We start from the raw sequence: 14,176 nt of genomic DNA, 5'->3' as shown, positions 1-14,176 counted from the left end.
ACCAGGTACAACGCCTGGCCGACGACCATGCCAACGCCCAGTGGCTGGGCGATGCGTTGCGCAGCGCGGGGTTCGAGGTGGAGCCGGTGCAGACCAACATGGTCTACGTGCAGATCGGTGCGCAGGCCCAGGCCTTGAAGGCCTTTGCCGCCGAGCGCGGGATCAAGTTGAGCGCCGCGCCGCGCCTGCGTATGGTCACGCATCTGGACGTGAGCCGGGCACAGATCGAGCAGGTGCTGGAGACATTCGTCGAATTTTCGCGCAAATGACCCTGCAGACCGTCTAATTGAACCTCTCTATCGCATAAACACGCTGTACCACCGGCAAAGGGCCGATATAATGCGGCCCTTTGCCGTCGCTCCGTCTGATGACGTTTAGCACTGGCCTTTGGCCGCAGCCTCCGTGGAAGAATCTAATGAAAAGCGCAGAAATCCGTGAAGCCTTCCTTCGCTTCTTCGAAGAGCAAGGTCACACCCGTGTCGCCTCCAGCTCCTTGATCCCAGGCAATGACCCCACCCTGCTGTTCACTAACGCGGGGATGAACCAGTTCAAGGACTGCTTCCTGGGCCAGGAAAAGCGCGCCTACACCCGCGCTACCAGCAGCCAGAAGTGCGTGCGCGCCGGCGGCAAGAACAGCGACCTGGAAAACGTCGGTTACACCGCGCGCCACCACACCTTCTTCGAAATGCTCGGCAACTTCAGCTTTGGCGATTATTTCAAGAAAGATGCGATTACCTTTGCCTGGACCTTCCTGACCGGCGTGTTGAAGTTGCCCAAGGAAAAGCTCTGGGTCACCGTCTATGCGACGGACGATGAAGCCTATGACATCTGGACCAAAGAAATCGGCGTGCCCGTCGAGCGCATGATTCGCATCGGCGACAACAAAGGCGCGCCTTACGCGTCCGATAACTTCTGGACCATGGGCGATACCGGCCCGTGCGGCCCTTGCACCGAGATCTTCTACGACCACGGCGCGGATATCTGGGGTGGCCCACCGGGCTCGCCAGAGGAAGACGGCGACCGTTACATCGAGATCTGGAACAACGTGTTCATGCAGTTCAACCGCACCGCAGACGGCGTGTTGCACCCGCTGCCGGCGCCGTCGGTAGACACCGGCATGGGCCTGGAGCGGATCAGTGCGGTGATGCAGCACGTTCACTCCAACTATGAAATCGACCTGTTCACCCATTTGCTGAGCGCGTCGGCTGCCGCTATTGGTTGCGCCAACGACAACCAGTCTTCGCTCAAGGTCGTGGCGGATCACATCCGTTCCTGCGGCTTCCTGATCGCCGATGGTGTGCTGCCGTCGAACGAAGGCCGTGGTTATGTGCTGCGCCGTATCATCCGTCGCGCATGCCGCCACGGTAACAAGCTGGGCGCTACCGGCAGCTTCTTCTACAAAATCGTCGCGGCGCTGGTCGCCGAGATGGGCGACGCCTTTCCGGAGCTCAAGCAGCAGCAAGGCAACATCGAGCGCGTGCTCAAGGCTGAAGAAGAGCAGTTCTCCAAGACCCTGGAACATGGCTTGAAGATTCTCGAGCAGGACCTGGCTGAGCTCAAAGGCAGCGTGGTGCCCGGCGATGTCGTATTCAAGCTCTACGACACCTACGGCTTCCCGATGGACCTGACCGCCGACATTGCCCGTGAGCGCGAACTGACCATCGATGAGGCCGGTTTTGAGCGCGAGATGGAAGCCCAGCGCGTGCGTGCGCGTTCTGCCAGCTCTTTTGGCCTGGACTACAACACGCTGGTCAAAGTTGACGTGCCTACCGAATTCATCGGCTACAAGGCTACCGCTGGCTCGGCGAAGATCGTGGCGATTTATAAAGATGGCAAGTCGGTCGACGTGTTGAGCGAAGGCGATGAGGCTGTCGTCGTGCTGGACCAGACCCCGTTCTACGCCGAGTCCGGTGGCCAGATTGGTGATTGTGGTTTCCTGAGTTCGACGTCCGGTCGTTTTGAAGTGCGTGACACCACCAAGACCGGCGGTGCGTTCCTGCACCACGGTGTGCTGGTGCTGGGTAACCTGACGGTCGGTGCGCCGGTCGACACCCAGGTCGATGCCGACGTACGACATGCAACCGCGCTGAACCACTCGGCCACTCACTTGCTGCACGCGGCACTGCGCCAAGTATTGGGCGAGCACGTCCAGCAGAAAGGCTCGTTGGTCGACAGCCAGCGCCTGCGCTTCGACTTCAGCCACTTTGAAGCGATCAAGCCGGAGCAGATCAAGGCGCTCGAAGACATCGTCAACGCCGAAGTGCGCAAGAACACCCCGGTCGAAACCGAAGAAACCGACATCGACACCGCCAAGGCCAAAGGCGCCATGGCACTGTTCGGCGAGAAATACGGCGACAACGTGCGCGTACTGAGCATGGGCGGCAGCTTCTCGGTGGAGCTGTGTGGCGGCATCCACGCCAACCGCACCGGCGACATCGGCCTGCTGAAGATCATCAGCGAAGGCGGTGTGGCCTCTGGTGTGCGGCGTATCGAGGCAGTGACCGGCGCTGCGGCGCTGGCCTACCTGAATGCGGCTGAAGAACAACTCAAGGAAGCGGCCAGCCTGGTCAAGGGCAGCCGCGACAACCTGATCGACAAGCTGTCAGCCGTTTTGGAGCGCAACCGTGCCCTGGAGAAACAGCTGGAGCAGTTGCAAGCCAAGGCGGCCAGCGCGGCGGGCGACGATTTGTCTGCTCAAGCACAAGACGTCAAGGGTGTGAAGGTCCTGGCTGCGCGCCTGGACGGTCAGGACGGCAAGGCGCTGTTGGCCCTGGTCGATCAGTTGAAGAACAAGCTCGGCCGCGCAGTGATCCTGCTCGGCGGTGTGCATGAAGAAAAGGTCGTGCTGGTTGCCGGTGTAACCAAGGACCTGACTGGCCAACTCAAGGCCGGTGATTTGATGAAGCAAGCCGCTGCGGCAGTGGGCGGGAAGGGCGGTGGTCGTCCGGACATGGCGCAAGGCGGTGGTGTGGACGCCGGTGCCCTGGACGCGGCCTTGGCCCTGACTGTGCCGTTTGTCGAGGCTGGTATTTAAGGCGCTTTTAACTCGCCCGTGGTCTAGTCGCGGGCGACGCAGTGCTGGTTGATTGGATAATAGGCGCCCCTTTACGGGCTGAGGCGGCTTAGAAATGGCTTTGATCGTACAGAAATTTGGAGGCACCTCGGTCGGCTCTGTCGAAAGAATCGAGCAGGTGGCCGACAAGGTTAAGAAATTCCACGATGCCGGCGACGACCTGGTGGTGGTGCTGTCGGCCATGAGCGGCGAGACCAATCGCCTGATCGAGCTGGCCAAGGCAATCAGTGGCGAGCAGCAACCGCTGCCGCGTGAGCTGGATGTGATTGTGTCGACTGGCGAGCAGGTCACCATTGCCCTGTTGGCCATGGCGCTGAACAAGCGTGGTGTGCCGGCCGTGTCCTACACGGGCAGCCAGGTACGCATCCTGACGGACAGTGCGCATACCAAGGCGCGCATCCTGCAGATCGATGATCAGAAAATCCGCACAGATCTGAAAGCTGGCCGCGTGGTAGTTGTAGCTGGGTTCCAGGGTGTGGACGAGCAAGGCAACATCACCACCCTGGGGCGTGGCGGCTCGGACACCACCGGCGTGGCGCTGGCAGCGGCTCTCAAGGCCGATGAATGCCAGATCTATACCGATGTGGACGGCGTTTACACCACTGACCCGCGTGTGGTGTCCGTGGCTCAGCGCCTGGACAAGATCACCTTTGAAGAAATGCTGGAAATGGCCAGCCTCGGTTCGAAGGTGTTGCAGATCCGTGCGGTGGAATTCGCCGGCAAGTACAACGTTCCGCTGCGCGTACTGCACAGCTTCAAAGAGGGTCCGGGCACCCTCATTACTATTGATGAAGAGGAATCCATGGAACAGCCGATCATTTCCGGCATCGCTTTCAACCGCGATGAAGCCAAGCTGACGATCCGTGGCGTGCCAGACACCCCGGGCGTGGCGTTCAAGATCCTGGGCCCTATCAGCGGCGCAAACATTGAAGTCGACATGATCGTGCAGAACGTTTCGCACGATAACACCACCGATTTCACCTTCACCGTGCACCGCAACGAGTACGATGCGGCGGAGCGAATCCTGCAGAACACCGCGAGCGAAATTGGCGCCCGTGAAGTGGTGGGTGATACCAAGATTGCCAAGGTGTCGATCGTGGGTGTGGGCATGCGCTCGCATGCCGGCGTTGCCAGCCGCATGTTCGAGGCCTTGGCCAAGGAAAGCATCAACATCCAGATGATCTCCACTTCGGAAATCAAAGTCTCGGTGGTGATCGAAGAGAAGTACCTGGAACTGGCTGTACGCGCGTTGCACACAGCTTTTGAGCTCGACGCTCCGGCCCGACAGGGCGAGTGATGCAGGGCCCGGAAGGCGCGGTTATCGCGCCTTTCATTTTTTTGCCGGGCGTATGGCCTTTTGCGTGCGCTCGACAATACTTAGGTCGTTAGGGCTGTGGCCGCCAGGTCATAGGTCGAACGCCTTTTTTGCAGACTGTTGTTCCTGAAATGAAATGCGTGAGGAGAAAGGTATGCTGATTCTGACTCGTCGATGCGCAGAAAGCTTGATTATTGGTGATGGCGAAATCACCGTGACCGTGCTCGGCGTCAAAGGCAATCAAGTACGTATCGGGGTTAACGCTCCGAAAGAGGTAGCGGTCCATCGCGAGGAAATCTACCTGCGGATCAAGAAAGAGAAGGACGAAGAACCAAGCCTTTAATTTTTATCGTTTTTTATGTTTGCAAACGGGGATGAACGTGGTTAATATACGCCCCGTGTTGCGGAGAGCTGGCCGAGTGGCCGAAGGCGCTCCCCTGCTAAGGGAGTACACCTCAAAAGGGTGTCGGGGGTTCGAATCCCCCGTTCTCCGCCATTATTTGCTTAGTACGTTGCAATCTGGTTTTTTCGGTAAGTTGTTGAAATTACTCGAAAAAATAGCTTTACATAGAGATTGAACGGCCTATAATGTGCGGCAACAAATGCACTCGTAGCTCAGCTGGATAGAGTACTCGGCTACGAACCGAGCGGTCACAGGTTCGAATCCTGTCGAGTGCACCATTTAAGAGTCGGTTGCAGCAATGCAGCCAGCTCGGTTTCAACCAGTTGTGATCTGGTCTAAAAACACAATCTGCACTCGTAGCTCAGCTGGATAGAGTACTCGGCTACGAACCGAGCGGTCACAGGTTCGAATCCTGTCGAGTGCACCATACAAACAAAAAGCCCGCCTAGTGCGGGCTTTTTGCCGTCTGGGGTTTGGGTAGGATTTTGTCTTTTCCTGCGCTCCCATGTGTTTTCCTCCCTCGTCGCGTCGTCGCAGTTCATAGATGCAGCCAAAACTCAACTTTGGCTCGCAAGCGCTTGTTCTTTCCAGTTTTTTGACGTTAAAAGCGCACGCAGCGTGTATCATTGCGCCCGTCAGCCCCGCCGGGGCTTGTGGAATACCTCCATGGACTTACCCAGTAGTTACTCAGTACCCCGTTTTACCAATCATGAATTGACTGATTGATCCTTCCGGCGTGCCCTGCTGCTGGGAGTGGAGTTCGCCTATGACCGAAGTAGAAGTAAAGAAAACACAAGAAAGCCTGCAGGATCGCCTTGCTCAAGTCATCGAGCTGCTGCAGCGCCAGCGCGTGGTCGAAGACCTCACGCACCGCCAGGAAGGTCCGAATCACGACCGCGTTGAAAACCTGGTCCACCGGCAAAACCTCGTCGAGCTGCAACGCAAGCTTGACGACCTGCACTCCGCCGACGTCGCCTACATTCTCGAAGCCTTGCCGCTGGACGATCGACTGACCTTGTGGCAGTTGGTCAAGGCGGACCGCGACGGCGACATCCTGCTCGAAGTGTCCGACTCCGTGCGTGAAACCCTGATCGCCGACATGGACGATCACGAGCTCCTGGCTGCTGCCAGGGAGATGGACGCCGACGAGCTGGCCGACCTGGCGCCTGAGCTGCCTCGCGACGTTGTGCATGAGTTGATGGAGGCCCTCGACGGCCAGCAGCGTGAGCGCGTGCGCTCCGCGTTGTCCTACGACGAGGATCAGGTCGGCGCCCTGATGGACTTCGAGATGGTCACCATCCGCGAAGACGTCAGCCTGGAAGTGGTCCTGCGTTACCTGCGCCGGCTGAAAGAGTTGCCCGGCCATACCGACAAACTGTTCGTGGTCGACTACGAGGGCATCCTCAAGGGTGTGCTGCCGATCAAGCGTTTGTTGGTGAACGATCCGGACAAGAAAGTTGCCGATTTGATGGCCAGCGACACGGTGAGTTTTCACCCGGACGAGGACGCCTACGAGGCCGCCCAGGCGTTCGAGCGTTATGACTTGATCTCCGCGCCGGTAGTCGACAAGAACGGCAAGCTGATTGGCCGTTTGACCATTGATGAAATGGTTGACCTGATTCGTGAAGAGAGTGAAACCGAAGTCCTCAACATGGCGGGTTTGCGTGAAGAGGAAGATATCTTCGCGTCCGTCTGGCGCTCCCTGCATAACCGTTGGGCCTGGCTGGCAGTCAACCTGATTACTGCTTTCATCGCCTCACGAGTGATCGGGTTGTTCGAAGGCTCCATCGAGAAACTGGTGGCCCTCGCGGCGCTGATGCCGATCGTGGCGGGTATCGGCGGCAACTCCGGTAACCAGACGATTACGATGATCGTGCGCGCGATGGCGCTGGACCAGGTGAGTACCGCCAACTCCTCGCGCCTGCTGCGCAAAGAGTTGGCCGTGGGCCTGATTAACGGCCTGGTGTGGGGCGGGGTGATCGGTGTGGTGGCCTACTTGCTGTATGGCAGCTGGTCGCTGGGCGTAGTGATGACGGCCGCAATGACCCTCAACCTGCTGTTGGCGGCGCTGATGGGGGTATTGATCCCTATGACCCTGGCACGCTTGGGGCGCGACCCTGCGATGGGGGCCAGCGTGATGATCACGGCCATGACCGACAGCGGTGGCTTCTTCATCTTCCTGGGTTTGGCGACGATCTTCCTGCTCTGATCCTTTCGGCGGGGGCAGATCTGCTCCCGCCTTGCTTTCCCTTGCTGATAGTGCTCGCCAAATCGTAGGCAAAAAAAAGCCAGCACATGGCTGGCTTCTGCTTTCAGTCTTGAATCAATTGGCTTCTGCGGCCGCTTCAACGTCGTGCGCGATTAGCGAAACGAGAGCATTTTGCTGGCGGTGGGAGAGCTGACGAAAACGCTGCAGCAGTTCGCGTTCGTGCAGTGACAGCTCGGGGCTGTCCAGGCGCATGCTCAACTCGTCGCCCAGCGCACCTTCCTGAATAAGGCTTTGTTCCAGGCGCGCGATGATTTCGGAGTTCATGCTGCGGTGATGATTGCGAGCCACCTCGGCAATGCGTTCCCGCATTCCGTCTGGCAGACGTACGACGAACTTGTCAGCCGTACGGCTGGAATAAATTGCCTGTTTCAATGGGCGCATATATTTAACCGGTTAGTTCAGGGGAGCGGTTTTTGGAATTGGCCGCAAGATGAGTGTTAAGACAAGGCTCACGACTAAAGTTCAACCCTAATTGCAAAGAGGCCGCATCATGCCTCAGATTTGACAGTTACTTGGCGTCAATTCTGTGACAAATATTGAACTGCCTAGAGGCTTTATGCCAGCACTCATTTGCATTTTTGCGGACTGGTTGGAAAACTTTTCAACCCGTGGTCGGGCAAGGGAACTTCCCGTTAAGCCAAGTCATCGCGGGCTTTGAGGCCGCACATCCTATAGCAAAGTGGCCTTTTGCCCTCGTTTTTAAGACTAGTGGCAATTTGCCGATTTACTAGCACGAGGCGACATAAGGTAGGAGGGGGCGGGGAGGGGATCAGCGTAGGACGGGGTCAAACTTGATTCTGCGGCCCAGTATGAGCGTCAGCAGCAGCAGGCTCGCAAAAACGCCAGTGGCAACCAGGGCGGTGGTTTGTGCATCGTCAGAACTCGCACTCAGGCCCAGGATGCCGGTGGTCACAGTCAGGCATAAAAACAGCCAGGCAAATTTGCTCACAAGTGGCTTCCTCAGAAAACCCAATGTTCAGATGCAGGCGCAGCCTGGGTGCCTTGGGTCAGGCGTACCGGCGATTGCGCGTTTGGAGTCATCACCGCCAGCTGCGGACGCTGTTGCAGGTGGTGCGGAATTGCCTGGCTGATCTGCGCAGGGTCGTCGCTGCCGGTGGATTGGAAATGGAACGTCACCAGTGCAGCCAGGGCTACGGTATTGAGGGCTAACAGAATGGCACTGTTCATGGTCATGTTCTCCGCTAAACGCCGTGGCTGAATGGGTGTTTGTAGGAGAAGTATTGCAGGTCTCATGCCAATCTATTATTTCAATAAAATCAAAGGTTTGAGTCTACTTCGAAGGGCTGGTGGGTTGCAATTTGCAAGGCCGGCATTTTGAGTCAGTGCATTTTGCACGATGCTGCCATGCGCCCGTGTTTGCATGACGAATTCTGAAACAACAAGACAAGGATCGACCTACACTCAAAAAGCCCACGGACGACATGACAAAAGGCACCTCGGCCGTTAACATGCACGCCGTCCATCGCGGTGCCCCTGGCCGGATGGCTGTCATTGGTCCCAGTAGCTCAATTGGATAGAGCATCCCCCTCCTAAGGGGAAGGTTGGCCGTTCGAACCGGCCCTGGGACACCATCTTATGCGCCCGCGCGCTGTATTCCGCTACCCGGCACTCAAGAGCTTTTTGACTTCGGCAATGATCAAGTCGATGTTGAATGGCTTTGCCAATACCGCATCAAACAAATCCGATCTCTGCATGCCGATATGTGCCTGAGCACCGCTCATCAAAATGATCGGCAATTTATTAGCGGAAGGTAGGGCCCGCACGGCGGCGGCGAACTCCAGGCCGTCCATGACCGGCATCATGAAGTCGGTAATGATCAAGGCTGGCCGTTCTCTATCCAGCACCTCGAGTCCTTTTCGGCCATTACTGGCCGTCACCACCATGAACCCCTCATCCTCCAGTGCGAAGCTGAGAATGTCAGCGATCAAATACTCGTCGTCGACGACCAGGATGGTGGTCATGTTAGTTAAACCCACTCAAAAGCTTAGGAGATCGAACCGGAGGATGACTCAGTGGGGACTGACGGTTCATGCCTTAAAGCCTTTTTCAGGAAAACATCTTGATCTTGGATGACCACCTCAAATCGCGAGGGGTCATAAGAGCTATCTCGTATTTTAAGAATGGACAGTGTCCTGCTTAGTTCAGAGTGATTCTCCGAGAATCGCATCAGCATCAGGTTGTCGACGATGCTGGACAGGTCGGAGTTGGGTGCGCTGACCTCGGAGCCAAATAGATCGCGCATTTCCCAGGAGGCAAACACCGTCACGCCTCTGGAGCGCAACTCGTTCATCAGCGCACTGAAGAAGTCAGTAATTCGCGCCGGGTTTGTGGACACTCGCGTCATACCGCTCAGGCTATCGATGAACAGACGCTTGATGCCTTTTTCTTCCACGATACTGAGCAGTCTTGCACCCAGCCCGTCCAGCAGGCCTTCGGTAGTCGGCTGCCAGGCGATGCTCAGTGCACCACTGTCCTCCATACCTTTGATGTCGATGCCCAGTGACAGACCTTTGAGTCGCAGCCGTTGCGGGCTTTCGTAGAAACCAAAATGCAAGCCGGGAGCTTGCACCGTTGATTGGGCCAGGAATTTGAGACCCAGCGTGGTTTTGCCAATCCCGGAGGGGCCTATCACCAGAGACACGCTCGAACTGTGCAGGCCTCCACCGAGTATGCCGTCCAACGATCCAATGCCGCTGGGAATGCGCGTCATGTCGGCACTGTCGGGGGCGGACGGATGGCTGTAGAGGCTTTCCAGGCGCGGGTAAACCACCAGCCCATGGTCTGTGATCTCACATTCATGAAGACCGGTCATTGCTCCGCTGCCACGCGTTTTGCGCAGTTGAATGCGGCGTACTGAGCGAGTGCCATAAAGCTCTTCGCCCATCTCGATGACGCCATCAACCATGGTGTGCTCAGGGCTGCCATCGTCGAGACGGGAGCTGGTGAGAAACAGCACCGTGCAACCGGCGAAAGCGGCGTGCCCTTGCAACTCTGAAATGAATTTCTTGGTGTCGATGTGCGAATCGGCTTTCGAGCGCGCATTCAGCAGGCCGTCTACCACCATCACGGTGGCTTTTTGGCGGCTTATCTCGCGCCTGAGGAGTTTTACGACTTCGTCCAGACCTTCGTTTTCCAGGGTGTCGAACGCGCTGACAAATTGAATTTCGGCGCCGACCTTGGAGGCGTCGAAAAAGCTCAGAGTAGAAAGAAATTGAAAAAGACGGTCATGGGACTCTGCCAGCAGCGTGGCGACCAGGACTCGGCCTCCATTGTTCGCATGATGGAACCCAAGTTGGTTGGCGAGGATCGTTTTTCCGGACCCTGGGCGCCCCTGGATAATGTACGAAGCGCCTGCGACCAGACCTCCCTTGAGCAGAGCGTCAAGCCCTTCTATTCCACTTTGGAGGCGTTTTAGCTTTTCCACAATGCGACCCTGATCTGAAAAACAGGCTGTTTAAGCCGAGTGAACGGAATGCTAACGCCATTTTCGCTCGGGGGCCATTCGCGCCTGGCGCATGGGTGGCTTATAGCGCTGTATGTCTCATTCCAAGGCGGTCTTTTACTCGGACCAGGTACCTCTGGCGGTCTATCAGATCACCCTTCCTTGCTGATGACCCTCTAAATCTCGCACTGATTCAAATGCAGTAGCCAACGATGTACTTTCATTGACACTGCGCGGGATGGATTCCTCGCTAGGCGGGGCTTTTTCGTATGTGCTCGATCTTTTCCAACACCGGTCGAACCTTGCCGTCGATCGATGTTCACAGCAGGTGCCGTGGGTATTTTTCGCAACGGTGTACCTCGCACACCCTTGGGCAACGTCTGAGCTGTTATGCAAAATAATCCCCGGAAACAGTGCCTTTCGCCTGTCCGGGCCCGGCATCCCCGGACTATCATGCCGATAGCCCTGTCTCTTACTGCAAGGAGCCGCTCGGAACGCCGATGCGCCAGATCTGGAAACCTTTTCGAGCCCTTTATTTCGCCTCCTTGATGATGCTGATCGGCTCCGGCCTGCTCAGTACCTACCTGGCCCTGCGCCTGGCGGCCGACCATGTCGACAGCCTGTGGGTCGGTGCGCTGATGGCCGCCAACTATTTTGGCCTAGTGCTGGGCGGCAAGATCGGGCATCGCCTGATCGGCCGGGTTGGGCATATCCGCGCCTACGCCACCTGCGCCGGGATTGTCGGCGCGGCCGTGCTGGGGCATGGGTTGGTCAATTGGCTGCCGGCCTGGATCGTGCTTCGGGTGATCGTGGGCCTGGGGATGATGTGCCAGTACATGGTCATCGAAAGCTGGCTCAATGAGCAGGCAGAAGCCAAGCAGCGTGGCGTGGTGTTCAGCGGCTACATGATCGCGTCTTACCTGGGGCTGGTGTTGGGCCAACTGATTCTCGTGATGCACCCCGAGCTTGGCCTCGAGTTGCTGATGCTGGTGGCGCTGTGTTTCGCCCTGTGCCTGGTGCCGGTGGCCATGACTCGACGCATTCACCCGGCGCCCCTGCACCCGGCGCCGATGGAACCACGCTTCTTTATCAAGCGTGTGCCACAGTCCCTGAGCACAGTGCTGGGGGCTGGATTGATCGTGGGCTCGTTCTACGGTTTGGCACCGCTCTACGCCTCTCAGCAGGGCCTGACTACCGAGCAGGTGGGTCTGTTCATGGGTAGCTGCATCTTTGCTGGCCTGCTGGTGCAGTGGCCATTGGGTTGGTTGTCGGACCGCTATGATCGCGCGTTGTTGATTCGCTGCTTCGCGCTGTGCCTGGCGGTGGCGGCATTGCCGTTGGCAGTGATGACCCAGGTGCCGCTCGAGGTCCTTTTCGTGGCCGGATTCCTGTGTTCCCTGGTGCAGTTTTGCCTGTACCCGCTGGCGGTGGCGTTTTCCAACGACCATGTCGAAGGTGATCGCCGCGTGTCGCTGACGGCCATGTTGCTGGTGACCTACGGCGTCGGCGCCAGTGTCGGGCCGTTGCTCGCGGGTGTGGTGATGAAGCTGTTCGGCAGCCACATGCTGTATGCGTTTTTCAGCCTGTGTGCGTTGATCCTGGTGTGGCGAATCCGCCCGAAGGCTGTCACCAACCTGCATCAAGTGGACGATGCACCGCTGCACCACGTGGCGATGCCCGACAGCATGTCCAGTTCGCCGCTGGTGGCAGCGCTCGACCCCCGGGTAGATGAGCAGGTGGTGCAGGAGCAGATGCAGAACCCTGTGCCCGAGCCCGAAGCCGAGCCCGAAGCGCCGGAGGATGAGCCCGCGCCGCAGGAACCATCCGATCCGCTGGACCCGGACGAGCATCCCCACGATTTGAGCAGGGCGCGCCCCTGAAAGCAAAAACGGGCAGATCCCATCAGGATCTGCCCGTTTTTTTGTTGCGACTTTAAGCCTTAAAAGTCGTCGTCTTTGTCGAAGCGCCGTGCTTCGCGTTGCAACTGGTATACGAAGCGCTCGACCTGGCGCTGCACCAGGCCACTCATGTTGTGGAAGCGCACGCCGGCAAAGGTGGTGTTGATCTTCTCTTCGAAGTGCAGGTAACGCAGTTCGACCGAGGTGGTCATGCTGCCAAAGGGCAGGGCGGCGATGAAGCGGTCGTACACTTGGCCCAACTGCAGGCGCTCGGAGATGTCGCCCTCAAAGCGCAATTTGCAGCCGGTGGCGGAAATATCCAGCAGTTTGCCGCTGACGGGCGCCTTGAGCTTCTCGCCGCCCAGCTCGATATTGACCAGTTGGGCCAGCTTCAAGGCCGCGCGGAAGGCATTGCGGCGCTGATGGTAAACCACTTCGTCAGGCAGGCTGCCGGTGTAGATGCGGTGGCCGTCCTTTTCGCTGATGTTCAGGCTGCCGTTGCTTTCCCAGGCGACGCGAACGCCATCGTGGAAACCTTCAATGCGGAACGGTTCGCCGTTTTCCAGATGGCGCTCGCCGTCACGCGGGATCATTTCGTCCAGGGCCATGGTGCCACCGTCCCGGTCGACATCTACCAGGTAACTCTGGAAGCGCTGGCTGCGTTCGTGGAAGGTGATGATCAGCGGGTCATGGCTTTCTTGCAGCATCCGCAGGGTGCTGGCGATTTCCAGAGGCGTGGTGAGGACCTTGGGGGGCTGCGGAGCGTCTTCCGCATTAAGGGCGTTGAACACGGTCTTTCATCTCCAGACAAAATACGACTACACGCAAAAGCAGGCATTCTGCCAGTATGTAGAGCGCCTTGGATAGGGCGCGCTGTAAACAGGCATCAGGCTTGGCTGCGGGTGCTTGGCTTGACCAGGCGCGAGGTGGAACCCTGGGCGTTATACAGCGCCGGAGGCTCACCGCCATGAAGTATGCGCAACTGGTTGGCGGTCGTCGCCTGCTGTAGCTGGATCGACTGACCATTGAGCCGGTTGGCTTCCTGGCATTGGGCGAGCAATTGATTGAGTTCTTTGCTCTGGGCCAGTAGTTGATCGCCGACCGAGGAGTGGCTGGCCAATTGCGCCAGGCCGTCGTGGTCTGCCGGAAGGCCCAGGCTGATGAGGATCTGGCTGCGTTTTTTGCCGTGCTGTTCCAGCAGGACAATCAACGACTGCTTGCGCGCAAGAATTTCTTCGAGCAAAGGCATGTCCCGACCGTAGAGGGCCAGGGATTCTTCCTTGAGCAGCTCGAGCAACTGTTGCGTCGGCGCGTGATCATCGATGATCAGTTGAAGCAAATGTTCGTCGTGATGCATGGCTGGCCTTGGGGTTTAAGCGTCCAAAAGCCCGGCGCAGGCCTTTGCCTAGCGCTCGGCTTCGAAATTAAGCAGCTTGCTGGCTACACGGTTGCTGTCGACTTTATAGCTGCCATCGGCGATTGCCTGTTTCAATTCGGCCACACGGGCTTTATTGACGACGGGTTGATCGCGCAGCGAGTCAGTGACCTTCTGCAACTGTTGAGCCTCATTGCTCAAGTGTACGGATTCCCCGGCTTGGCTGGCGCTGGCCTGTTCTGTCTTGGCGGGCGCTGGCTGGGCCTTGGCTTCTACGCTGTCCTTGGCACCCGTGGTGCGCGTAGAGCCGGACGTGGCCGGGGTGTTATTCAAACGACTGAAATCGATGACCATGATAAAAAAACCTCTGGGTATTTGGA

The 14,176-nt window shown here is 57.9% G+C and carries 13 protein-coding genes, 4 tRNA genes and 1 pseudogene; 10 read left to right on the top strand and 8 right to left on the bottom strand.

From position 1 onward, the window contains the following. The 8 genes and pseudogenes from WBR57_RS20590 to mgtE all read left to right on the top strand — a co-directional run. Positions 1–269: pseudogene (locus WBR57_RS20590) on the top strand (low-specificity L-threonine aldolase); the annotation flags it as partial. 146 nt (positions 270–415) lie between these two features. Next, positions 416–3,034, top strand: coding sequence for an alanine--tRNA ligase (gene alaS, locus WBR57_RS20585; RefSeq protein WP_424086088.1), 2,619 nt, complete (start codon positions 416–418; stop codon positions 3,032–3,034). Positions 3,035–3,128: 94 nt separating this feature from the next. Then, the gene (locus WBR57_RS20580) at positions 3,129–4,370 is read left to right on the top strand and encodes an aspartate kinase (protein ID WP_424086086.1); all 1,242 of its coding nucleotides are present in this window, start codon (positions 3,129–3,131) and stop codon (positions 4,368–4,370) included. A gap of 172 nt (positions 4,371–4,542) precedes the next feature. Next, positions 4,543–4,731: a carbon storage regulator CsrA gene (gene csrA / locus WBR57_RS20575; protein ID WP_003175645.1), complete on the top strand. Its 189-nt coding sequence runs from the start codon at positions 4,543–4,545 to the stop codon at positions 4,729–4,731. A gap of 62 nt (positions 4,732–4,793) precedes the next feature. Beyond that, positions 4,794–4,884: transfer RNA gene (locus tag WBR57_RS20570), tRNA-Ser, on the top strand. A 108-nt stretch (positions 4,885–4,992) separates the two neighbouring features. Further along, positions 4,993–5,069 (top strand) — tRNA-Arg (locus WBR57_RS20565). Positions 5,070–5,141: 72 nt separating this feature from the next. Then, a tRNA-Arg gene (locus tag WBR57_RS20560) sits at positions 5,142–5,218 on the top strand. Between the two features lie 339 nt (positions 5,219–5,557). Further along, on the top strand, positions 5,558–7,000 hold the full coding sequence (gene mgtE / locus WBR57_RS20555) for a magnesium transporter (RefSeq protein WP_122540309.1): 1,443 nt from the start codon (positions 5,558–5,560) through the stop codon (positions 6,998–7,000). A gap of 114 nt (positions 7,001–7,114) precedes the next feature. Here mgtE and WBR57_RS20550 read toward each other — a convergent pair whose 3' ends face one another. The 3 genes from WBR57_RS20550 to WBR57_RS20540 all read right to left on the bottom strand — a co-directional run bounded on the left by WBR57_RS20550 (position 7,115) and on the right by WBR57_RS20540 (position 8,248). Beyond that, the gene (locus tag WBR57_RS20550; protein WP_003175643.1) at positions 7,115–7,441 is read right to left on the bottom strand and encodes an Arc family DNA-binding protein; all 327 of its coding nucleotides are present in this window, start codon (positions 7,439–7,441) and stop codon (positions 7,115–7,117) included. Between the two features lie 388 nt (positions 7,442–7,829). After that, entirely contained in the window at positions 7,830–8,009 is a 180-nt protein-coding gene (locus tag WBR57_RS20545) for a PA3371 family protein (protein ID WP_424086082.1), read from the bottom strand. An 11-nt stretch (positions 8,010–8,020) separates the two neighbouring features. Next, complete coding sequence (locus tag WBR57_RS20540) at positions 8,021–8,248, bottom strand: hypothetical protein (protein ID WP_424086080.1); 228 nt, start codon at positions 8,246–8,248, stop codon at positions 8,021–8,023. Between the two features lie 327 nt (positions 8,249–8,575). Here WBR57_RS20540 and WBR57_RS20535 point away from each other — a divergent pair. Then, a tRNA-Arg gene (locus WBR57_RS20535) sits at positions 8,576–8,652 on the top strand. 27 nt (positions 8,653–8,679) lie between these two features. Here WBR57_RS20535 and WBR57_RS20530 read toward each other — a convergent pair. Then, positions 8,680–9,042 (bottom strand): response regulator, encoded by a 363-nt coding sequence (locus tag WBR57_RS20530; protein WP_424086078.1) that lies wholly within the window; start codon positions 9,040–9,042, stop codon positions 8,680–8,682. 23 nt (positions 9,043–9,065) lie between these two features. Beyond that, entirely contained in the window at positions 9,066–10,508 is a 1,443-nt protein-coding gene (locus tag WBR57_RS20525) for an ATPase domain-containing protein (protein ID WP_424086090.1), read from the bottom strand. A gap of 515 nt (positions 10,509–11,023) precedes the next feature. On the opposite strand from WBR57_RS20525, the gene WBR57_RS20520 reads away from it, so the two are divergent. Continuing rightward, entirely contained in the window at positions 11,024–12,403 is a 1,380-nt protein-coding gene (locus WBR57_RS20520; protein ID WP_424086076.1) for an MFS transporter, read from the top strand. Between the two features lie 59 nt (positions 12,404–12,462). Here WBR57_RS20520 and WBR57_RS20515 read toward each other — a convergent pair whose 3' ends face one another. From WBR57_RS20515 to flgM, 3 genes are all read right to left on the bottom strand, one after another. Continuing rightward, positions 12,463–13,212, bottom strand: coding sequence for a flagellar brake protein (locus WBR57_RS20515; protein ID WP_424086073.1), 750 nt, complete (start codon positions 13,210–13,212; stop codon positions 12,463–12,465). 95 nt (positions 13,213–13,307) lie between these two features. Further along, positions 13,308–13,778, bottom strand: a complete 471-nt coding sequence (locus WBR57_RS20510) for a flagella synthesis protein FlgN (protein ID WP_424086071.1) — start codon at positions 13,776–13,778, stop codon at positions 13,308–13,310. Positions 13,779–13,826: 48 nt separating this feature from the next. Further along, the gene (gene flgM / locus WBR57_RS20505; protein WP_122540750.1) at positions 13,827–14,150 is read right to left on the bottom strand and encodes a flagellar biosynthesis anti-sigma factor FlgM; all 324 of its coding nucleotides are present in this window, start codon (positions 14,148–14,150) and stop codon (positions 13,827–13,829) included. Positions 14,151–14,176: the final 26 nt, after the last annotated feature.

The organism is Pseudomonas sp. (assembly GCF_049590575.1).
In the GTDB taxonomy this organism is placed as follows: domain Bacteria; phylum Pseudomonadota; class Gammaproteobacteria; order Pseudomonadales; family Pseudomonadaceae; genus Aquipseudomonas.
The sequence above is the reverse complement of the archived record's forward strand: the minus strand, read 5'-3'. Positions and strand labels throughout refer to the sequence as shown.